The sequence below is a fragment of the Siminovitchia fortis genome (assembly GCF_003605365.2).
GTDB classification, from domain to species: Bacteria; Bacillota; Bacilli; order Bacillales; family Bacillaceae_C; genus Siminovitchia; species Siminovitchia fortis.
The window spans coordinates 1-21,954 of the sequence record NZ_QYTU02000037.1; the positions used below are offsets into that span (position 1 = coordinate 1).

General features: G+C 44.6%; 21 protein-coding genes and 1 pseudogene. 15 read left to right on the top strand and 7 right to left on the bottom strand.

The annotated features are described in order from the left end of the window. Positions 1 to 131: 131 nt before the first annotated feature. The 3 genes from D4N35_RS14405 to D4N35_RS14415 all read right to left on the bottom strand — a co-directional run bounded on the left by D4N35_RS14405 (position 132) and on the right by D4N35_RS14415 (position 2,754). The gene (locus tag D4N35_RS14405; RefSeq protein ID WP_120074904.1) at positions 132 to 569 is read right to left on the bottom strand and encodes a helix-turn-helix domain-containing protein; all 438 of its coding nucleotides are present in this window, start codon (positions 567 to 569) and stop codon (positions 132 to 134) included. A gap of 61 nt (positions 570 to 630) precedes the next feature. Then, positions 631 to 1,161, bottom strand: coding sequence for a DUF6932 family protein (locus D4N35_RS14410; protein ID WP_120074906.1), 531 nt, complete (start codon positions 1,159 to 1,161; stop codon positions 631 to 633). 240 nt (positions 1,162 to 1,401) lie between these two features. Next, positions 1,402 to 2,754, bottom strand: a complete 1,353-nt coding sequence (locus D4N35_RS14415; protein WP_120074909.1) for a hemolysin family protein — start codon at positions 2,752 to 2,754, stop codon at positions 1,402 to 1,404. Between the two features lie 286 nt (positions 2,755 to 3,040). Here D4N35_RS14415 and D4N35_RS14420 point away from each other — a divergent pair, with 286 nt between their 5' ends. Further along, on the top strand, positions 3,041 to 3,895 hold the full coding sequence (locus tag D4N35_RS14420; RefSeq protein WP_120074911.1) for an undecaprenyl-diphosphate phosphatase: 855 nt from the start codon (positions 3,041 to 3,043) through the stop codon (positions 3,893 to 3,895). A 101-nt stretch (positions 3,896 to 3,996) separates the two neighbouring features. Then, complete coding sequence (locus D4N35_RS14425) at positions 3,997 to 5,406, top strand: glycoside hydrolase family 18 protein (protein ID WP_120074914.1); 1,410 nt, start codon at positions 3,997 to 3,999, stop codon at positions 5,404 to 5,406. A gap of 29 nt (positions 5,407 to 5,435) precedes the next feature. Here D4N35_RS14425 and D4N35_RS14430 read toward each other — a convergent pair whose 3' ends face one another. Together D4N35_RS14430 and D4N35_RS14435 are read right to left on the bottom strand one after the other, a co-directional pair. Continuing rightward, positions 5,436 to 6,290 carry a hypothetical protein gene (locus D4N35_RS14430; protein ID WP_120074916.1) on the bottom strand — a complete coding sequence of 285 codons (855 nt, stop codon included), beginning with the start codon at positions 6,288 to 6,290 and terminating at the stop codon, positions 5,436 to 5,438. A gap of 77 nt (positions 6,291 to 6,367) precedes the next feature. Further along, positions 6,368 to 6,865: a TetR/AcrR family transcriptional regulator gene (locus tag D4N35_RS14435; RefSeq protein WP_120074919.1), complete on the bottom strand. Its 498-nt coding sequence runs from the start codon at positions 6,863 to 6,865 to the stop codon at positions 6,368 to 6,370. A gap of 546 nt (positions 6,866 to 7,411) precedes the next feature. Between D4N35_RS14435 and D4N35_RS14440 the strand changes: the two genes are divergently transcribed. The 5 genes and pseudogenes from D4N35_RS14440 (at position 7,412) to D4N35_RS14460 (ending at position 10,445) form a co-directional block, all read left to right on the top strand. Continuing rightward, positions 7,412 to 7,633: a heavy-metal-associated domain-containing protein gene (locus tag D4N35_RS14440; RefSeq protein WP_120074921.1), complete on the top strand. Its 222-nt coding sequence runs from the start codon at positions 7,412 to 7,414 to the stop codon at positions 7,631 to 7,633. A gap of 357 nt (positions 7,634 to 7,990) precedes the next feature. Beyond that, a pseudogene (locus tag D4N35_RS18705) lies at positions 7,991 to 8,101 on the top strand (P-type ATPase actuator domain-containing protein); the annotation flags it as partial. A gap of 49 nt (positions 8,102 to 8,150) precedes the next feature. After that, positions 8,151 to 8,345, top strand: a complete 195-nt coding sequence (locus D4N35_RS14450; RefSeq protein ID WP_235870398.1) for a helix-turn-helix domain-containing protein — start codon at positions 8,151 to 8,153, stop codon at positions 8,343 to 8,345. A 40-nt stretch (positions 8,346 to 8,385) separates the two neighbouring features. Beyond that, positions 8,386 to 8,859 (top strand): SRPBCC family protein, encoded by a 474-nt coding sequence (locus D4N35_RS14455; RefSeq protein ID WP_430722767.1) that lies wholly within the window; start codon positions 8,386 to 8,388, stop codon positions 8,857 to 8,859. Positions 8,860 to 9,191: 332 nt separating this feature from the next. Next, entirely contained in the window at positions 9,192 to 10,445 is a 1,254-nt protein-coding gene (locus D4N35_RS14460; RefSeq protein WP_120074927.1) for a glycosyl hydrolase family 18 protein, read from the top strand. Positions 10,446 to 10,667: 222 nt separating this feature from the next. Here D4N35_RS14460 and D4N35_RS14465 read toward each other — a convergent pair whose 3' ends face one another. Continuing rightward, entirely contained in the window at positions 10,668 to 11,669 is a 1,002-nt protein-coding gene (locus D4N35_RS14465; RefSeq protein ID WP_120074929.1) for an ABC transporter substrate-binding protein, read from the bottom strand. A gap of 542 nt (positions 11,670 to 12,211) precedes the next feature. Between D4N35_RS14465 and D4N35_RS18195 the strand changes: the two genes are divergently transcribed. From D4N35_RS18195 to D4N35_RS14480, 4 genes are all read left to right on the top strand, one after another. Continuing rightward, positions 12,212 to 12,364, top strand: coding sequence for a hypothetical protein (locus D4N35_RS18195; RefSeq protein WP_164876389.1), 153 nt, complete (start codon positions 12,212 to 12,214; stop codon positions 12,362 to 12,364). Between the two features lie 564 nt (positions 12,365 to 12,928). Continuing rightward, on the top strand, positions 12,929 to 14,296 hold the full coding sequence (locus tag D4N35_RS14470; protein ID WP_120074931.1) for a spore germination protein: 1,368 nt from the start codon (positions 12,929 to 12,931) through the stop codon (positions 14,294 to 14,296). Continuing rightward, positions 14,293 to 15,390, top strand: coding sequence for a GerAB/ArcD/ProY family transporter (locus tag D4N35_RS14475; protein WP_120074933.1), 1,098 nt, complete (start codon positions 14,293 to 14,295; stop codon positions 15,388 to 15,390). The genes D4N35_RS14470 and D4N35_RS14475 overlap by 4 nt, the downstream gene beginning before the upstream one ends. After that, complete coding sequence (locus D4N35_RS14480) at positions 15,387 to 16,493, top strand: Ger(x)C family spore germination protein (protein ID WP_164876390.1); 1,107 nt, start codon at positions 15,387 to 15,389, stop codon at positions 16,491 to 16,493. The genes D4N35_RS14475 and D4N35_RS14480 overlap by 4 nt, the downstream gene beginning before the upstream one ends. Before the next feature lie 160 nt (positions 16,494 to 16,653). Here D4N35_RS14480 and D4N35_RS14485 read toward each other — a convergent pair whose 3' ends face one another. Beyond that, on the bottom strand, positions 16,654 to 17,394 hold the full coding sequence (locus D4N35_RS14485; RefSeq protein WP_120074937.1) for a YqjF family protein: 741 nt from the start codon (positions 17,392 to 17,394) through the stop codon (positions 16,654 to 16,656). 143 nt (positions 17,395 to 17,537) lie between these two features. On the opposite strand from D4N35_RS14485, the gene D4N35_RS14490 reads away from it, so the two are divergent. The 4 genes from D4N35_RS14490 to D4N35_RS18460 all read left to right on the top strand — a co-directional run bounded on the left by D4N35_RS14490 (position 17,538) and on the right by D4N35_RS18460 (position 21,949). Then, on the top strand, positions 17,538 to 18,944 hold the full coding sequence (locus tag D4N35_RS14490; RefSeq protein WP_120074939.1) for an FMN-binding glutamate synthase family protein: 1,407 nt from the start codon (positions 17,538 to 17,540) through the stop codon (positions 18,942 to 18,944). A 176-nt stretch (positions 18,945 to 19,120) separates the two neighbouring features. After that, a complete protein-coding gene (locus D4N35_RS14495) occupies positions 19,121 to 20,734 on the top strand; it encodes a spore germination protein (RefSeq protein WP_120074941.1) in 1,614 nt (537 codons plus the stop codon). After that, positions 20,724 to 21,257, top strand: a complete 534-nt coding sequence (locus tag D4N35_RS18455) for a Ger(x)C family spore germination protein (RefSeq protein WP_235870399.1) — start codon at positions 20,724 to 20,726, stop codon at positions 21,255 to 21,257. The genes D4N35_RS14495 and D4N35_RS18455 overlap by 11 nt, the downstream gene beginning before the upstream one ends. After that, positions 21,254 to 21,949 (top strand): Ger(x)C family spore germination protein, encoded by a 696-nt coding sequence (locus D4N35_RS18460; protein ID WP_235870400.1) that lies wholly within the window; start codon positions 21,254 to 21,256, stop codon positions 21,947 to 21,949. The genes D4N35_RS18455 and D4N35_RS18460 overlap by 4 nt, the downstream gene beginning before the upstream one ends. Positions 21,950 to 21,954 lie beyond the last annotated feature (5 nt).

A 21,954-nucleotide genomic window follows, 5' to 3' on the forward strand; every position in this document is an offset into this window, starting at 1 on the left:
GGTTCACTTTTCACTTGCGAAATACAAATAGCCTGATTTGCCTATTTAATTTGTTCGGCGGGGGCCTGCCTTAAAAGTAAAAATACCTGGATCTAGGCGCCAGGTATTTTTTCCGTTAATTATAAGTATTACTATGCTGAAACAATTGTATTTGTTTCAATTTTAGTTACTGAAATCATGCCCATCGCATCCATGACACTTTGAATGCGTTCGATTGTTGCACCAAAATACTCATTTTTTTCGTCCCGAGAAACTTGGGATGGTGAGACTCCTAATTTTTCTGCTAATTCCTGTTGTGACATACCAATGTAAATTCTATAGGCTATAAGCGTTTTACCTATCGTTTGGAGATTAAATACAGGTCCGAACTCCCCGCGCTTAATCTGCTCGTAATATTCAACCTCTTCTTTCAGTTGCTCATGAAAAGTAATATATGGCTGCATGGCTAGCTCAATATGATCTTCCTCTAGGCCCATTTCTAATAATTTCTCTCTTTTTTCCTTAATAAATATTTTGTCCTGTTTAAGTTTCTCAACAGCTTGCTTATAAGCACTCTCTGTTTTAATCATGTAAAAATCACGCACCTTTATGTTTTTAAAAGGTTATTTAATAGGGATCTTAATAAGCCGCTTAACTATCTATTATTTTCACGATGCCTTTTGGTCTAAATGTATCTCTTGTCTGCCTAAAAGCGGATGGGAATAACAAATCATGTCCATATTGATCCTGAATTCCGGAAAATTGACCGTAATGCGGATATAGCTCTACGCGGTATTTATGCCACATCGGCAATTGTTTTTTTGTGAAGCCTTTGTATGGCCTTCTGCTTTTGTTATCCCAAGTCCAAATTTTATCCGGTTCAAGAATATTCAATTCTCTTACTAGTGTGGGCAAATCCCGGACATCACATTCAAAATAGCCATCAATATCATTTGGGTGTGCTTTATCTTCTACAAAAGATCCATCGATATAAATTTCAGTAATGCCTACTTTCCAAAGCTGATTTACCATCAGTGATAAATTTTCAACTAAAAAAAGTCTCCATTCCTTATCCCAAAGCTTTTCATCTTTTGGTCCATTCACCAAAAACGATTCCTTTAACTGATCAATGGTATATTCATGATCACCGGGGGCTAATAAACCAAAATGATTAAAGTCCATTTTCGCCGTCCATCCCCTTTTATTAACTTATATGTTAAGTTGACATATTTGTTATTTTTATTTTAACACATGAAAATTATTCGTTCAAATTGTGATTTCAATAATCCGATAATTAAATTCTGTTTGGGACCCGTCATACAATTTGCCCACAATCTACGTTAAGAGGGACTGTCCCCAAAAAACAAAAAAAGCCCCCCCTCTTAAAGCACAAAAAAGCGCCCTCAACAGCGCTTTTTTTCGTCATGCTTCTTCGTGATTTAACTCTTTTTCGTTGGCTTCTGCAGTCGCTTCGTCTATGATTTCTTTGAACACCTCGACGAAGTGGATTTGGTGTCCGTCCGATTCAGTGACTTTGAAAGCAAAGCCATCGGAATGGAGGGTTTCCCCTTCCAGCACATCAAATTTTTTCGATAAAATCCACCCGCCAAGGGTGTCGACGTCTTCGTCGGAAAGTTGCGTTCCAAGCAGGTCGTTGACGTCCGGTATCAGTACTTTTCCGCTGAAAATAAAGTGGTCTTCTCCTACCCTCGTGATATCTTCCACCTCATCCGCATCAAACTCGTCCCTGATCTCCCCAACAATCTCTTCCACAATATCCTCAACAGTGACAAGGCCCGATGTGCCGCCGTATTCGTCGAGGAGGATAGCCATATGTGTATGCTCCTTCTGCATTTTCAGCAGCAGGTCGCGGATTGGAATCGTTTCAATTACATGGATGACCGGCTTGATAAATGCTGATATCTCCAGTTCGCTGTCCGAATCCCTGTTTTTGATTTGCTCCAATAAGATATCTTTTATATTAATCAACCCGATAATATTGTCTTTATCGCCTTCATGTACGGGATATCGGGTGAATTTCACATCCTGGATCACATCCACCCAATCGTCAATCTCTTCATCAGTTGAAAATGTAACCATTTCCGTACGGGGAACCATAATTTCTTTTGCAACTCTGTTATCAAATTTAAAAATATTGGTCACATATGTCAGCTCTGTCTGATTGATCTCTCCGCTTTTAAAACTTTCAGAAAGTATAATTCTGAGCTCTTCTTCTGAATGGGAAACTTCATGCTCTGATACCGAATGAAGGCCAAAAATTTTCACCATCAAGCGGGCAGAACCGTTCAGCACCCAGATGAACGGGAAAGCAATCCGGTAAAACCAGATCAGCGGCTTTGCAGTCATTAAGGAAATTTCTTCCGCTTTTTGAATAGCCACTGTCTTAGGGGCCAGTTCACCGACGACAACATGTAAAAAGGTGATGATCAGAAAAGCGATTGTGATTGAAAGTATATGGGTGACAGCCGGTCCGAGCTCCATTTTTGCAAACAAAGGATCGAACAGCGATTTGACGGCAGGCTCACCCAGCCACCCTATTCCCAGGGCTGTGATCGTAATCCCGAGCTGGCACGCCGATAAATATTCATCCATATGTGTGATGACATGCTTTACCGCCTTGGCAGCAGGTTTTCCTTCCTCGATCAACTGGTCAACGCGGGTACTTCTGACTTTTACAATAGCAAATTCAGCTGCTACGAAAAAAGCAGTCAATGCGATCAATAATACGATTAAGAGTAAACTGACAACGTCCAAATGGTTCGCCTTTCAAAAAAAGGCGCACACCTCCCAAGAATTAAGTTTGCCTGTCCGCCTTTTGGCCGAACACACTTTTATAAAATATTATACTATACGTTTTCTTAAGTTCATATATTTAATGCAGGCATGATTTTCGACAGCCGCGTAGGAATGGCGAAAAAAAAAGCGTCTAATAGTAAGAGTGGACAAGTCTTGAAGACCGCATTCGGAAATCTCCTGTTTTCTTTTTCGACTTTTACATGTAAAATGAGGCCAGTGATTTGAAAGTGAGGAAATAATAGAAATGAGCATCTGGGAATTCATTGTTGCACTAATATTGGGTTTTGTTGAAGGCATGACAGAGTTTGCGCCTGTTTCGTCGACAGGCCATATGATTATTGTTGATGATATTTTATTAAAATCGGAAGAGCTGCTGAAGTCACAGGAAGTGGCCAATACGTTCAAAGTGGTCATCCAGTTAGGCTCCGTTTTGGCGGCGGCCATCGTTTTTTGGCCGAGGATTTTGAGCTTGGTCGGAATCAGGACTGCGAATTCACCCGCACCGGAAGAGGGACATTCCCGTCTTCGTTTGACGCACGTAATCGTCGGCTTGATTCCAGCCGCCATATTGGGATTTACATTGGAAGATTTTATCGATACATACCTATTTTCAGTGGAGACAGTTCTAATCAGTCTCGTGGCCGGAGCGATTTTAATGGCGGCAGCCGATTGGAAAGCAAGATCCTCTTCTTCGGCGACGGAAAGAACAAGCCTTGATGACATTTCAATCAAGCAGGCTTTTTTGATCGGCCTTTTTCAATGCATCGCCTTATGGCCGGGCTTCTCCCGATCGGGCGCCACGATTTCAGGCGGGGTGCTGCTCGGATTGAGGTACCGTGCCGCGGCAGATTTCACCTTTATTATGGCTGTGCCGATCATGTTCGGGGCGAGCGCCGTCTCTTTATATAAAAAAATGGATGTTCTCACCGTGGACGTCATTCCATTTTTTGTTGTCGGTTTTATCAGCGCCTTTGTTTTTGCGTGGCTGTCCATCCGTTTCTTCCTGGCATTGATCAGCAAAATCAAATTGATGCCTTTTGCAATTTACAGGGTTGTCTTGGCTGCGGTGATTTTGATAATTTACATCAATATCAAATAGTGTGAGGGGTCAGGCCCGAGGACCTGGCCCCTTATCTTTTATTCTTGCCGCCGCTCTTTCCGCATACATTTATCATATGACTTGTTTAGGAGAGGATGTTTATGATTATTCATGTTGTCAGCAGCGGGGAGACGCTATCTGGGATCGCCCGCCGCTATGGCAGCAATGTTTCTCAAATTGCAGCGGCAAATGAATTGCCTGACCCTAACCGCCTCACTGTCGGCCAGGCCCTTGTTGTTCCGATTGCGGCCCGTCAGCATGTCGTCCGGAGCGGGGAGACGCTTTGGCAGATTGCCCAAAGGTATGGTGTCTCGCTGGATGCCCTTGTGCGGGTAAATCAACTGGCAAACCCGAATATGCTTAAGATTGGTACTGTCCTGGTTATCCCTGCCCGTATCCATACTGTTCAATCAGGTGAAACTCTCTGGCAAATTGCCCAGCGATACGGAACGACTGTACAGGAAATTGTAAAATTGAATAGGATTCAAAATCCGAATCTCATTCAAACAGGTGCTGAGCTGACGATTCCTTTTCCAAAGCCTGTCATTGATGTGAATGCCTATACCATCAATATGGGCGGGACCGGCGCCAGGGAAGTCCGGGAAGTGGGGCGGCACCTTACGTACGCATCTCCTTTCGCCTATATCATGAAGGCGGACGGAACCCTCGGATCAATCAACGATACACCCATCATTCAAGCAGCGATTGAAAGACATGTCGTTCCGATGATGTGTATCACAAATTTTACAGCCCAAAACCCCGGAACAACGCTGGCTCATACGATTCTTTCAAATCCTGCCCTACAAGAACGGATGCTGACAAATATCATCAATATCATGAATGAAAAAGGCTACCGCTTATTGAACGTCGATTTTGAGAATGTACGGCAGACGGACCGGGAATTGTATAACCAATTTCTTCAACGTGCGGTCGACCGCTTGCATCCGCTCGGATATTTTGTATCAACAGCCTTGGCCCCTAAAACAAGCAGTGAACAGAAAGGACTTTTATATGAAGCGCACGATTATGAAGCGCACGGCCGAATGGTTGATTTTGTCGTGTTGATGACCTACGAGTGGGGATACCGCCTTGGACCGCCGCAGGCAATTTCTCCGCTCAACCAAATCCGGAGGGTCATTGATTACGCCGTTACTGTCATTCCAAGGAATAAAATCATGATGGGGTTCCAGGTGTACGCCCGCGACTGGCTGCTTCCCCATGTTCAGGGACAGGAAGCCGAAACGTTTGATATGCAGGAAGCCGTCCGCCGGGCATTGCGGTACGGTGCCGCCATCCAATATAACGAAAGGGCGCAATCCCCGTTTTTCCGGTATACGGACGAACAGGGACGCCGCCACGAAGTCTGGTTCGAGGATGCCCGCAGCGCCCAGGCAAAGTTCGATTTAGTAAAAGAGTACGGATTACGCGGAATAAGCTATTGGGTCCTCGGCTATCCGTTTCCGCAAAATTGGCTGCTGCTTGAGGATAATTTCATTATTAGAAAAATGTAGCCGTCTGGAGGCCTCCTCCCCGGCTTTTTTCATGTAACCGGTTTTTCCATAACTTTAGTTGCATCAGCTCGCGGGTCTTTCCCTGCATTTAAAAAAAGAACAAATGCAGCACATACGGTTGCAAGCCAAACGATGATCAGGAGGCCTGCAAGGATCGGCAGCAAGGAAAGTTCAAATACAGATCGGCCCAGAACCGTTTGAACCCCTATCAGTAAAATGGCCGCCATCCAGGCTGCACTTCCATAATGAATGAGTCTTTTTTTCAATGGATCCCTTCCTTTAACTTTTTCCAAAAGCCAGACGGACACAATCAATGTTTGCAAGGCATGGAATCCCATCCCGTGCAGCACGATCAGGTTTCCTGCACCTCCAACGAATCGGCTTTGCAGCAGGACCATGCCTACACCTGCGAGATTGGCAGCAAATACAGATAAAAATGCATAACGGATGCCGAGTATGAGAAGCGGCCTATGCGAAACTTTGAAAAATTGAATCAAAAGCAATACACACAAGGTTACGAGCAATAATGAAACAACGCCAAAGGCCATTCCGGCAATTGCATCAACCGCGCCCCCCTCACGTGAAAACCGGGGATTCAAACCGCGGAAATGCTGAATCGTTTCGATAGCATAAGCATACAGAGATGAGAAGATGAACAGCCACCGGACCGTCCTCCTTTTCCTGTGACTGAACCCGGCCAACGGCAGAACCGCAGCAATCGAAAGAATAAAAATACCGATAGCAGCGTTAAACGAAAATGCATTCCCCAGATCACCTTCAGGCAAAACAATAGGCCCACGTATGAGAATGGCCGAACCAGTTAGTGCCGCGAGCAAAAAACCTATCAACCCAGCGATGACAAGCCCTTTTTCTCCATTGAACATTAGTTTTCACCCTTTCTTCTTATTTATCAATCAATAAATATTATTTCAAAAAAAGAAAGCTTCATCACTTTCTTTTTTTACTTAATGAGTTCCGGTAAATCCAATACTTCCGCAACCGTGATCAGCAAGCCTGTGCCAATAAAATGTGCCGCTGTCTTTTTGGCCTCAGGAATTCCTGCTCTCTCAAATTTTTGCGTCAATGCATCAAGCATGGTTTGGTGCAATTTGCGGACATGCTCCCTGATCCCTTCTTCTGGAATCGAGTGAGCCTGCATGATCAGCAATACCTCATCCCGGTGAGTCCCGATAGTTTCCGAGAAAGCGCAGCCCATCGCTTCAATCAACTGATCGGCAGGTGCTGCCACTTCGGCAAATGTATCATAAAGCCGGCTGAACGCACGGTCAATCACCGTTTTGAACAGCTCCTCTTTATTTTGGAAAAAATGGAACACATACGGCTGTGTTACGCCGGTTGCCTTTGCCACCATTGCGGTAGTCGCTTTATAGTAGCCCATCTCTGCAAAAATTCCTACGGCATTTTCTATGATCAGTTCTTTTTTATCTTCTTTTGCCATGTGATCATCCTTTTTATTTATTAATAAATAAATATTATAACGGATACAAATTTATGTCAATTAAGAAAAGCGCAAGCGCCTTGCCCATCGACGTACAGACTGGAGTACCTCCGACGAGATAAAGGAAACACGGCGAGGAACGAGCCGATGTTGACTTATCGTAGGAGGAGGTGCGAAGTCTGCTAGTCGATAGGCGCTGGAGCTAGACAACAAATGGCTTTGTTCAAAATTTTAAAGCTAAAACATCTTATACTTTCTTACTCAGTAAAAAAAAACGCGCAACGAAATAAACTGCACGTCTCTTTATTCATTTTCCTTCTCCTCTCCCTTTGCCTTAACCAATAATAATTTGTTGAAGGAACAGGTGAAATTCACATCTTTCCATATAGGGGGCCTGTCCCCCGCCGGGGTAACGCGTTAAAGTGCTGGGGGACAGGCCCCCAAATTCTTTTCCAAACTTGACCCCCGTCAAGGAGCCAATAGCCAAAAGGCCTTAAGATAAGGATAGAAAGAGATATCAACAACAAAAACAAGGAGGGATTTTAAATGAAAACTGTCAAATTTCAAATGGATGCTCTCACTTGCCCGTCCTGCATTAAAAAAATCGAGGGAGCACTCAACAGACAAAAAGGCGTCCAGGAAGCAAAAGTGTTGTTCCATTCCAGCAAAGTCAAGGTGGTTTACGATGAAGCTGTCGTTTCAGCAGACAAACTGCAAGGAATCATTACAAAACTTGGGTATCCAGTTTTATCCAAAAAAATCGCCTGAGGAGGGAGAATCATGACCGGACAAACAAAAGCCCGCATCGCAGCGGTCACCGGATCGCTGCTCGCGGCAGCTCTTCTTCTCCATTTGACAGGGTTCGAGGGATACAAGAGCTATTTATTGATCCTTGCCACCGTGATAGCCGGCTATCCCATCGTAATCAAAGCGGTTCAGTCATTGCGCATGAAAGCTTTCAGCATTGAGCTGCTCGTATCCATTGCTATTATCGGCGCGCTTTTTATCGGCGAATATGTAGAGTCTGCCGTGGTGTCTTTCCTATTTTTATTCGGAGCTTATCTGGAAGCCCGCACTTTGGAAAAAACGAGGTCTTCCCTTAAATCCCTTATCGACATGGCTCCTATGGAAGCCACCGTTCTCCGCAACGGCGAAAAGGTCACCATCCCTGTGGATGAAGTGAAAGAAGGCGACCGCGTCTTTATCCAGTCCGGAGAAAAAGTGGCGGTGGACGGAAGAGTTGTCGACTTCGGAAGATACCGAAAAACGGATCGCTGCCTATCTTGTGGAGCTTGCCACCGACCACGATTCCTCCTCCATCACCCTGCCCATGCCAAAAAAAGACATTGCCTCTTATTTGGGCACGACACCGGAAACCGTGAGCCGGAAGCTGGCAGAGTTCCAGGAAAACGGCTGGATTGAGCAGACTGGCCAGAGAAAGATGAGGATTATAGATATAGAAGCATTGGAAATGCTGTGATAATGAAAGAATTTTAAACACTGCGATTGGAGGCACGATGGTGATAGCACACATTAAGCAAACGGGGGAAACCTGCATTGCCAGATTTGAACGTCACTTGAATCATTCCGTCGAAGAAGCATGGTCCTGGTTGACGGAAAATGAAAAACTCGCCCAATGGTTTCCAGAACTGCAGGTTGGCGACCTTCGGGAAGGCGGCTTCATGCAATTTGATATGGGGAACGGCACCTTTGAGAAACTTGAGATTACGGAGTTTGGGAAGTTTTCCGTTTTGGAATTTGCATGGTGGGAAGACAGTGTCCGCTTTGAACTGCATCCTCTTGCTGATGGCTGTGATTTAATCTTGGTTGAAAAAATCAACAACATAACGGATCACACACCCAAGGATCTTGCCGGATGGCATGTATGCCTGGATGTGATAGGCGCATTGCTGGATGGCCGTGCAATCGACCGTACAGAAGAATGGAAAAAGTGGTATGAACGATACGTGCAGGCGATAAAAAGGATTAAATGAAATGAAGCCCTCTATTGGCTTCATTTCATTTAAAGAGTCTTCGGATCATATTCCTGGCTTTCGGCTTATATTAAGCATCCTTTGGATCATAACCTTACCAACCCGGTTCATATTTCATCTTGGATCATATTCTTGCAACCTCGAATCATACTCCATCAACCTCGGATCATTTCCTCCCCGCCCCGATCATATTCCATCTACCTTAGACCACACCTCCTTCTTCGCAGACCAAATCATTCAGACATGTTCCTTCCCTTCCCATACATATGAGCAGCCGTCTCTTCATATATATTTTTAAAAGACCATCTGCTGAAAATGAAACGGGGTGCCGTATGTTTATTTATGTTGTGAAACTGGGGGATTCTCTGTTTTCAATCGCGGCCAAGTACCGGATTTCGATGGACAGCCTTCGCATCACTAACGGTTTGAGAACGGACCGGCTCGTTCCCGGCCAGGATTTGCTTGTCCCTTCGAATGTATATATTGTGCAGCCTGGCGATTCGCTTTTTTCCATTGCCCAGATGACTTTCATTCCGGCGGAAACGATTCGCCTGTACAATGGACTTCAATCCGATGAATTAACCGTGGGAATGGAGCTTTATTTGCCGCCGAGAGAAAAATATACGGAGGAAGGGCTCAGTTATTTAACCCCTGCTACGCCCGCGCAAAACCGGATTAACGTACAAACCTTTGCACCGATCATTACGAATTTCGGTGTGTTTGAATATCATGTTTTAGAAGATGGAAGTTTAAGTGCTTTGGATGACCGTCAGCTCATTTCCCTCATCAGAGAGAATGGTTCCAACCCGATTGCGGTTATCACCAATTTGACAGAAACCGGGTTTAGCCCGCAATTGACTAAAAGAATTTTAAATAACCCTACACTCCGGCAGAGAGTAATCAATAATATTTATAATTTGGTCAAGAGTAAAAATTACGCTGGTGTCAATGTGGATTTTGAGCAGGTCCTCGAGAGTGAACGGGATTTGTACAGCGGATTCCTGGCAGCCCTCAGGGACCGCCTGAAACCGGAGGGGTTCAGTATCTCCGCGGCTGTTCCTGCAAAGACTTCCGACAACATCCCGTGGCTGAGAGGATTTGATTACGGCGGTATTGCAGCTGCGGTCGACTTCGTCTTTATCATGGCGTATGACTGGCATGAGGCCGGAAGCGATCCCGGTCCGGTAGCCCCCATCACAGAAGTGAGAAAAACACTGGACTATGCCCTCACAAAGATGGGAAGGAATAAAATTGTGTTGGGCGTCCCCCGCTACGGATATAATTGGACGATGTCAAATGGCTCAGTTGCAAGCGCCAGTGCATTTTCCGTTTCCAATGCATATGCGACAGCAATGAGGTACCAAGTGCCGATCCAATATTCCACAGAATATCAGCAGCCCCATTACACATATTGGGATGAAAATGGAAGAAGGCACGTCGTCTGGTTTGAGGATGTGCGGGCACGGGCAGCAAAATTTCAATTGGCCGTAGATTACAAGATAAGAGGGATAGGCGCCTGGCAGTTGGGCTTGCACTTCCCCCAGTCCGCCTTTTTGGTCCGGGAGTTTTTCAGAAAAAAAAGGTAAGCATCTTGCCTATAGCTTTGGAATATGCGCCGGGTAGCCGGGGATATGCGCCAAAACTGCAAATTATGAGCCCAGAAACTGGGATATGTACCTAAACCGGAAATTATGAGCCGAGAAATAGGGATATGTGCCGGGACCCGGGATATGCGCCAAATCCACAATTTTATAAGCCAGCCCCTGGTATAAGCAAAAAGATCTCCCTAAAAAAGGAGATCTTTTCTATTACTTTTCGTAAACTTCGGCATCCCATTCCGGCTTGATTTTCACTCCGATCGTATCAGCCACTTCCTTGTTCACCATAAACTTCAATGTTTTCGGCGGCTCCGCAGGAATGTCGGCAGGCTTGGCTTCCTCTTTTAAAATTTTCACTGCCATTTCACCTGCTCCGTGGCCGACTTCAAAGAAGTCTACTCCAAATGCAGCGAAGGCGCCTCTTGGAACGGAATCAAGATCGGCCGCCAGCAGTGGCACCTTTGCGGTAGTCGTAACGTCGGCAACTGACTCAAATGCAGATACTACGGTGTTGTCCGTAATGCAATAAAAAGCATCGACCTGATCGGCGATTGATTCTGTCGCCTGCTTTACATCCGCACTTGTGGAAACTGTCGCTTCGACCAATTCCAATCCATATTCATCCATCTGTTTTTTGATTTTATCGATTTGGGCGCGCGAATTTTGCTCTCCCGCATTATAGACGGTTCCGACTTTCTTGGCTTCCAATTCATTTTTCAAATACTCCAGGGCTTTCGGAATTGATTCCGGATGATGGTGGCTTGTCCCGGTGACATTACCACCGGGTTTTTCCATGGAATCGATCAATTCCGCACCGACCGGGTCAACAACAGATGTAAAAACTATCGGAATTTCCGTTGTTTTACTCAATGCTGCCTGGGCACTCGGTGTTGAGTTGGCAAAAATAAGGTCCACATTTTGGCCGACAAAGTTGGAAGCAATCGTGTCATTGGCACTGTTGTCGCCTTGGGCATTTTGCATGTCATACTCAACGTTAAGCCCCGCTTCCTCAATCGCCTTCTTGAACCCTTCAGTTGCCTGGTTCAATGCCGGATGTTCCATAAGCTGGGTAACGCCGATCGTATATGTCTCCTTGCTTTCCTTTTCACCTTCGTCCGCCGGCTCCGATTCGGGCGCGGAGGAATTGCTGCTACATGCCCCAAGGATGAATGCAGCCCCTAACAGTGAAAGGACACTCTTTTTAAATCTCATTATGTAAAACCCCCATTTTTTTGAAACTCCCCTTTGATAAATGGTTCACTCCCCCCCTTTTAAAAATAGTCTGAAGTTATTGATTTTGAAAAAAATTATAGACTAGTGTGTATGCACTGTCAATTGAATTTTTACCGGTTTAATTGGATCGAAAAATCACGAGACGGCTGGTTATATTAAATGGAAACCGTCCAAAGCAAGATTGTTTTAGGGCAAACGCCCACCCTTTGGGCAATAGCGGAGCATAAGATGAAAAGGAAATGAAAATATTTGAAAAAGGGGTTGCCTTCTTTTATGAACAAGGAAGAATGTGCATGTTGTGAAAATTTCTTTTGGAGAAATCAACTATCGCTGCTGCCGAGTGATTGGAATCGTCCCCGCAAAAAATACTGTCCGCTATGCTATCCCGATATCCTAGAGAATTATACAAAGCTTCATTTTGATTATGAGTATTAGATGAATAATGACGATAAGAAAAGCGCAAGCGCCTTGCCCATCGACGTACAGACTGGAGTGCCTCCGACGAGATAAAGGATAAGGAAGTGCGAGAGTGCCTGCTTATCGGCGACAAGCATAAGACGAGCGCTGAAGAAGGCGTAGTTTGCCTTCAGCAGCGATTGGCTTATGACCTCGAGCCGATGGCACTCGCAGCCAGACAACACGGCGAGGAACGAGCCGATGTTGACTTATCGTAGGAGGAGGTGCGAAGTCTGCTAGTCGATAGGCGCTGGAGCTAGACAACAAAAGGCTTTGTTCAAAATTTTAAAGCTAAAAAATCTTATGCTTTCTTATTCAGAAAAAAAGAAATAAAAAATTCCCGCCGGTGCAATGTCAAAATGTCCCCGTTTTGACCGATCGAAACGGTCAAGCCGGAACGGCTATTAACGGAGCGAATAGTAAAGTGACCGTGGTCGACGATTAGTCTCTTGCGCGGGCACTGGAGACTCCGAACAGTGACCGCGTTCGCCGGTAAGCCTCCTGTGCGAGCGCCCGGATCAGGGTCCTCTATCCCTTTAATTGAAGAATCCATCATGCAGAGGAAAAGATTCGTTTTTCTCCGCTTGATTTATTTTAGGGGGCTTTTTAGACAGCTCCAAAAGAGTATTTATAGATTGTGTCTCCGAATATCATGCCTTCCTTCTGCATATTACAAACCCATTCGTGACAAGATAATACCAGTATGTTTTCAGCATAAAGCATAGCTCGCTTTAACACTTTAATGTGGTGGGGGACAGGCCCCCAAAAGGAGATTCATACATATGCGCAAAAAAATCCCGATCATGTACACTCCTTCTGAAACGATCAGCTGGATTGAGGAGGAATTGAAGGGTTCCTTTGATTTTGTACATCAACCGCTTCACACCGATAAAAAACATATTAAGCTTATATATATTAAAACGGTCGTTGACGGCCAGCGTTTACAGGAAGGCATCATCAGGCCTTTTTTTGAACTGTCTTCCATGAATGATGTGGAAGCTTACTTGACGTCTCTTCCAAATCAGATCGACATTGAATCAAAGGAGCAAATTTTGCTGGAGCTGACGAAAGGCAGTCTTTTAATTCATGTCAATGATTCCCTTCTTTTGTTTGACTTTAATTTGGTGAGCAATGATATGGTCCTGGAAAGCAATGTGGAGCCTAGCATTCAAGGGCCCCAGCTTGCTTTAAGCGAGAGTCTGATGACCAATATCAACCTTATTCGGCAGCGATATCACCAGCCTTCTCTTACGATTGAAATGATAACAATCGGAAAAAAATCCAATCAGTCATTGGCGATCCTATATGATCGGGACGATGTAAAAAAAGAGGCGCTGGAAAAGGTAAAAAAAAGAATCAATGCCCTTGACAGGGATATCGTCCAATCCAGTTCCGAATTATTATTTCTGATTAACAACAAAAGATTTTCATTATTTCCAAGCATGATGATGACGGAAAGAACGGATCGGATGGTTTACAATCTGGCAGGAGGAAAGGTGCTCCTCCTTCTTGATGGGGACTCCAATGTTATCATGGCTCCCGCTATATTTTTTGATTTCATGACAGCCGCCGAAGACAGCTACCACACTTATTGGGTGTCCAGGTTTTCAGTTATGCTTCGATATATTGGTTTTTTCAACTGTTTAATTTTGCCGGGATTATACGTGGCGGTCACTTCCTATAATCCGGATGTTTTTCGCGCGGAGTTGGCTCTATCTATAGCAGGCAGCCGGATTGGAGTGCCTTACCCCTCATTCATTGAGGTCCTGATCATGTTGATTGTCATGGAATTGCTGACAGAGGCAAGTATCCGGCTGCCAAAAATAGTGAGTGCAACAGCCACTACAGTCGGGGGACTCATTTTGGGCACTGCTGCAACAGAAGCGGCCCTAACGTCCAATGTGATGGTTATAATCATCTCTGCGGTGGCCATTTCCACCTTTGTCATTCCCATCAATGAGATGGGGCTGGCCATCAGGGTCTTCAGATATGTCATTTTATTCTTTGCCACTGTATCGGGCATGGCCGGATTAATGCTGGGTATTCTTGGCCTGATCATGTATTTGACGAATAAAAGCAGCTTTGGGGAGCCTTACTTGAAATTTTTCTATAAAGGAAGGAATCAAGAGATTAAGGGGAGCCAATCATGAACCGCTTTATGTATTACCTTTTGTTTGTCAATATGACTGCAAACATGATATCGGCAGTACCGAAAATCCTTCTGAACGAACGGTTAAACGGTGCGATCCCCTCCATGCTTCTGTCAGTCATTTTCGGTTTTATTATCGTTTACTCATTTGTAAAGTTTTTCAACAAGTTCCCGGAAAAAGGCTTTCCTGAATTATTGAAGGAATATGCCCCTTCCTGGTTTTACTATCCGTTTTTGACATTCATCATAGCCTTTTGGTTTGTAGGCGGTCTCATTACTTTAATCACTTATTCTTTTATGCTTAAACGATATCTGACACCGGATATGTCATTGTTATGGATTGCCTCCAGCATTTTAATTTTTGTTTCTTTCGGGATTTTGATGAATACAAAAACCGTTCTGAACACCGTAGAAAATATTCTCTTTATTACAATACCCGTCATTATTTACATGATGATAAAACCTTTTTTCAGTGATCAATTTGAATGGGACTTTGTGAGGGAAGCGATTATGCATACGAATCACCTTCCCAATTACAGTGCTTTTTCTGCCTCCTCCTTTGTTTATGTCGGAGTGATGAATATCATCATTTTCAATCGTGCCTTTACTCAAAAAAAGCGCCGTCTGACCTGGAAGCAATTGCTTTTGATTGGAGTGGCCGGCATTTCCGTGTTGTCTGCCGCCTATTTCATCCCGATCGGCTTAAATGGCTTCAATCATATAGACCATCTTGTCTATCCTGCTATTACTACGAGTGATACACTTCGGATGAAATATGGCCTTATTGAGCGGCTCCTTTATCTGTTCATGCCGTTCTTTCTGGCCATTTCTTTCTTAAGTATGCTGATTCATTGGCATGTAGCCATTGAAACATGTAAGGATTTCATTTGGTTCAAGCGGTTTCAATGGAAAAAAATGAACTTGACGCCTTATCTTTACTTGGCCGTCTTCTGGATCATCACACTAAAGCTTATCACAGCCCTTTCCGAGTATAAGCTGTTATTGTATTCAAGCTATTTCTTCAATGCTGTACCCTTCCAAATTGTCATTTTCCTTTTAGTCTGTTGGTTCATAAAAAGGAGGGCAAAGGCGTGAAACGACAAATTTTCAAGATATTCCTTGGGCTTGCCGCCTGTCTTTTCCTTTCAAGCTGCGGGTTCAAAGATATTGATAAGCGGATTTTCGTGCAGGCCATAGGCATAGACCATTCGGACAATGAGAAAGAGCCATATAAGGTGATTTTAAAAATAGCTGTTCCATCGGGTGCCTTAAAGGAATCAGGAACCAAATACGCTTATATTTCAAAACAAGGTTCCAGTCTGTCAGAAGCCATCCGCTTTCTGAAAAGCCATACAGATAAGGAACTGGATTTTGGCCATGCAAAAGTGATTGTATTGGGAGATAGTGTTTTGGAACACAGTCTGCATGATGTCTTGGACTTTTTTTTCAGAAGGAGGGATATCCAAATGATTTCATGGGTAGCTGTTGGGAAACCCTCCGCTGAAAAAGTATTGAAAGTTCATCCCAAAACGGAAATGTCCGGAACATTTGCACTCAGCAACTTTTTTTCCGACAATGGCGTTGAAAGTCCCTATATTGTCTCAAGCTTTCTGTTTGATGCAAGAAGAAGAATAGTTGAAAGCGGGTTTGATCCGATTCTTCCCATCATTCAGACAAAAGGGGACAAGCATAAGCTGATGGTTAATCAATCAGTGGTTTTTTCAGGAGTCAAAAATACTAAGACATTACAGCTCTCCTCTATGCAAACAAAATATTATAATTTATTGGCCAATAATATAGATAAAATGGACATTAAAGTGGGCAAAGGGCAGAAGGAATTCACCTTTTCCGTTGATAGTGCAAAGGTAAAATATAAGATTATCACTTCCGGTAAAAAACCCGTCCTGAAAATGGATATTTTAGTCGGCGGCATTATTGAAGAATCAAAGTTCGATATGTCACCTAAGGATTTAAACAAATACAGCCGCCGGGCAGCCAAACACACGAAAAAAGAAGCCTTGAAGCTTTTGACACTCTTTCAGGATAAGGATGTCGATCCTTTAGGCTTTGGTTTAAGGTATAAAGCGACAAGATTAAGCAATGGAAAAAGGATTGAAGAATGGAAAAATTTATACCCTGACTTGACTTTTGACGTCTCCGTTGATGCAAAAATTATGAGTACCGGGACGATTGAATAGGGGAGCGCCATTATGTTTGCACAATTCTCTATCATGCCCCGGCCGGCAGAACTGGTGAAGGGCAACATGCAAAGAGCATGCCCCTTCGCTTATTTTATTGGATTTGGCCAGCCGGAAATGTTTCCGAAAAATACTCCCCACTTTCGAAAAAGTACCGGGCCTAAAGTTTTTTTAATTTCTTTACATTCCACATCAGCGAATCGGCCCCTTTGGAAAAATGGACAATCGGGGCCTCTCCGGAAATATCTAGGTTTAATGGCGAAAAGAGTGTGTTCCTTTCAGTTTGGAACTCCGCTCTTTGCAGCGGCCATGGAGGGTGATGAATGTCACCATGAAAAACATCTGCTTTGTTGCCGGCTGTGTAAAAGCAATATTTTTCTGTAAGAAAATGCTCAAGGGTGCCATTGGCCGCAAAAAAATCCTCCTGTTTCGGTGTACAGCATCCTTCAAACCGGACCGGCCGATTTTTTCGCACCGATTCGTAAGAGATGGTACTCCCTTTCCGTCTTATGGAGATGTCCGCCGAATGATATGGGAGGCGGTACCATCTTTTTGCAATATTCAAAGAAGCCCAGTCGTTCACATCGAGAGAAATGAAAAATACGCCGGGTTTGCCCTTATATTTTACATAAGTACGAACATTCACTTCGGAAAAAGGAGCAACCACAGAAAAGAAAGACAGTCCGCGGAAATAGATTCCCTCCATTCTGAACGCCACGATTCCGATCCATGCTGCCCCGTCATATGTATCAATTTCCAGCAATGAAGGAATAAAGGGACGGAGCTGCTCCGGCTGAATGGGCCAATGGAGAAATAATACATCCCGCCATGTCTGCCGCATGATCCAATTATTTGGAGGCAAGGGCAGCGGACGGTGTGCCGATTTATTGTATATATCCACGGTCTCATCTCCTTTCCTTTCAGGGTTAATTTGCGCTTTTTACTTGTTTTCTATGCTTCATCACTATTTTTCAAAGGCGTGACATAGTTTTTTCCATCTGAGAAACAATAGAATCAAGCCATATGAGATTGGAGGACAAGAGCATGGCAGATATATTGTCCTATATTACATTTGGAATCGTTGTTTTTTTATTTGTCGTATTTTTGATTGTGATATTCAGCTGGCGCCCGATCATGAAAATGATTGTGAAACAGACGGGAAAAATCATTTTTACCGACAGTTATCAGGAAAATATCATCGAGATGATGCCAGGCTTCAAGCATATGGGGATTCAAAATGCACTCGAAAACAATCTTCGCACCGAAAGCGGTGATCTTCTTCACCGCCCGCTCGGCTCTTCAAAGAATTGGCCCCATTTGGATCCGATAACCTTTATCCCTGCACAGACTTCTCCGTTTGCTGTTTCCAGCGAGGACGAGGTGGACGTCAGTGTCACGATCGGGCCCAAAGCAAAAAAACCGATGAAAATAGATATTCCGCTCATGATCAGTGGAATGGCCTACGGGGTCGGAGTCAGCGCGGAAGTCAGATTAGCTTTTGCACAAGCCGCGAACAAGACCGGTACAGCTGTCAATTCCGGTGAAGGAGGCATTATGCAGGAAGAGCTGGATGCGGCCGGAAAATACATTTTGCAGTTTTCAAAGACGGAATGGGGAAAGGATGAAAAATTCATTAAGCGTGCAGACATGATTGAAATCAAGCTCGGACAAGGTGCGAAGCTTGGAATGGGTGCAAAGATTTCACCCAAAAACCTGACTGGCCGGGCCCGTGAAGTGATGGGCCTGAAAAAAGATGAAGATGCCATCATCCACGAACATTTTTTTGAAAACCAGACATTGAAGGATTTAAAGGAATTGGTTGATGAACTCCGTGACCAGTCAGGCGGCGTTCCGATCGGGGCCAAAATGGGAGCCGGCGGAAAAATTGAAGAAGATATCGATCACCTTCTGGAAATGGGTGTCGATTATATCGCAGTGGACGGCGGACAGGCGGCCACTCACGCAGGTGCCCCGGTTTTGTCCGATGATTTCGGAATACCTACATTACATGCGGTGGTCCGGGCTTCGAACCATTTAAAAAGGAGGAAAGTGAAAGACCGGGTCAGCCTGGTTGTCTCAGGCGGACTGGTAATCCCCGGCCATTTTTTAAAAGTTCTGGCCCTTGGAGCTGATGCCGTTTATGTGGGATCGGCCATACTGTTCGCAACGGCCCACAGCCAGGTAACCAAAGCCCTCCCTTTCGAACCGCCGACGCAGGTCGTTTGGAATGAAGGGAAATACAGTCATCAATTTAAGGTGGAAGACGGGGCGAAATCGGCGGAAAAGTTTCTAAACGCCAGCATCGAAGAGATGAAAACGGCTTTGAGGGCAATGGGAAAACGCTCATTGAAGGAGCTTTCAAGAAAAGATCTTACTTCCTACGATGAGCTGACGGCAAGAATGATCGGAATACCATATACCTTTCAGCCCCTGGGCGGAAAAGGAAAATAATAAGAAAAGCGGAAGCGCCTTGCCCATCGACGTACAGACTGGAGTGCCTCCGACGAGATAAAGGAAACACGGCGAGGAACGAGCCGATGTTGACTTATCGTAGGAGGAGGTGCGAAGTCTGCTAGTCGATAGGCGCTGGAGCTAGACACATAACAACGAAAAAGAGGTAAAAATGGATGTCTTCACTTTTTAAACGAACAAAGAAAAAGTTGTTTGGGAAAAGCGAAAAAAATATTAAGGAGCCCGATTTCCTATCCCCTTCTCTGCCGGAGAACCTGGCATTCATTAAACAACAAACGGGAAACAGTCCGGACATCATTATAAGGACGTTAAAGACAGAAGAATCCCCTGTTGCCAATTTTGCGATTGTTTATGTCGATGGGATTGTTGATGAAGCAGCTATCAATGATTTTATTTTTGAATCGTTCATGGCGAACCCGCATCAATATGAAGGGGCGCCTGAGGAACTTCTGCAGCAGCTGGCAGACGAAGGGGTCGCATTGGGAAGCCTAAAAACCATTCATGAATGGAATGGCTTTTTTCAGGAATTAATGGATGGCAACACTATTATTCTTACCGATGGGACAAATCAGGCGATTTCAGCAAATACACACGGCGGGGAACATCGTTCCGTAGAACAGCCGGAAAGCCAAGTGACAGTCCGGGGACCGAGGGACGGCTTTAATGAGTCAATCCAAACAAATCTTGCCCTTGTCAGACGACGGATACGGAACCCGAATTTATGGACGGAGTCAATGAAAATCGGCCAAAAGACGAAAACCAACGTGACCATCATGTACTTAAAAGGTGTCGTGAACGATAAAATTGTGGATGAGGTCCGCAGCAGATTAAATAGTATTGATATAGACACCATCCTTGAATCCGGTTATATCGAGCAATTGATTGAGGACCAGACATGGACAACCTTTCCCACCTTGTATCATACTGAAAGGCCGGATGCAGTCGCAGGAAATATACTTGAAGGCAGAATAGCGATCTTTGTCGATGGAACACCATTTGTCCTTATTGCTCCAGCAGTCTTCATCCAATTTTTCCAGTCCGTTGAAGACTATTACGCGCGCTTTGATATATCTACCGCCCTTCGCTTCCTGCGGATATTAATATTTTTCATTTCAATCTTTGCCCCCTCCATTTACATTGCAGGGACAACATTCCATCAGGAAATGATACCAACCGAGCTGGCAATCAGCATTGCAGCGCAGCGGGAGTCGGTGCCGTTTCCGGCTTTTGTGGAGGCAATTATGATGGAAATCACATTTGAAATTTTACGGGAAGCGGGTGTGAGAATGCCGAGAGCCGTGGGATCGGCCATTTCTATTGTGGGAGCGCTTGTCATCGGCCAGGCGGCAGTGCAGGCAGGGATTGTTTCCCCTGCGATGGTCATCATCGTTTCAATCACAGCTATCGCAAACTTCGCCACCCCATCCTTTGCAATAGCCATTTCCGCCCGTTTAATCAGGTTCTTGTTCATGGTGATTGCTGCCACTTTCGGGATGTACGGAGTCATATTGGGAATCATCTTCCTCACTGTCCATTTATGCAGTCTCCGGTCATTCGGCGTCCCGTACACGTCCCCGCTTGCCCCATTATCAATCGGTAATTTAGGAGATACAATGATCCGCGTACCTTTATGGACAACAAGGAAAAGGGCAAACCTTATTATGGAAGGCGAACAAATCCATGGGGAACATATGCATAAACCGAAGCCTCCCGGTAGCCGGGAAATGACCATACGCCAAAAAGGACAAGGTGGTGCCAATGAGACGTAAAATATGGTTCAGCCTTTTCCTTTCCATTCATATGTTTATACTCTCAGGCTGCTGGAGCAATAACGAATTAACAGATTTGGCCTTTGTCATGGCGGTAGGTTTTGACAAAGGTGAAGACGGAAAGCTTGTCGGCACATTTCAAATTGTAAATCCGGGCAATGTGGCCGGGGGAGTGGAGGGAGGGTCAATGGGGCAAGGCCCGGCTGTCACTGTTTATAAGGCAACCGGAAAAAATATTTATGAAGTAACCCGGCAGGCATCCAGTAAACTGTCAAGAATATTGTATTATTCACACGCCAACCTGGTGGTGATTGAAGATAAGCTGGCGAAAGAGGAAGGCCTATACAGAGTACTTGATGCCCTTGACAGGGATATCCAATTCCGGAACACCGCCAAGGTCGTGATTGCCCATGAAACAAAGGCAGAAGATATTTTAAAAATTACTACTCCTATCGATAAAATTCCTGCCAATAAAATAATGAAAGCACTGGATTTTTCTGAAAAACTATGGGGGGCCACGTGACGGTCAATATTCGGGAAGTACTGGAAAGCCTTACCGTTCCCGGAAAGGAAGCCATTATACCGGTCTTTAAAGTAAAGGGGAATTTAAAAGAAGGCAAAAACATCGGCAACCTGGACAACACTGAACCAAAAGCTGAACTTTCGGCCGACGGCCTGGCCATTTTCAAAGGAGACAATATGATTGATTGGGTGGATAAAAGGAAAGCAAGAGGTATTGTATGGACGCTGGATAAAATAAAGGAGACGAACGTACCGGTCGATTGGGGAGATAAAAAAGACGTGATATCCTATCAGGTCATAAGGGAAAAAACAAAAGTTACCTCCGATGTCTCCAAGGGCGAGCCTGTCCTGTCCATCCTGATTCGGGTAAAAGGAAATATCGGGGAGGTGGATGTTCCCATCAACCTGAAAGATAGATATGTAAGAAATGAAATTGACAAAAAGGTGGAAAAGAAAATTAAACAGCAAGTACACGCATCGATCAAACATGCACAATCAAACCAGTCGGATATTTTCGGTTTCGGAGAAAACATATACCGCAATCACCCGCAGGCATGGGATCGCCTACAAAAAAATTGGAACGAAGAGCATTTCCCGGAATTAAAAGTAAAAATATCCGTTGATGCTTCCATCATGCGTACTGGTTTGAAAAACAACCCTTACCTGTACCAAATGAAAAATAACTCCGAATGATGGCT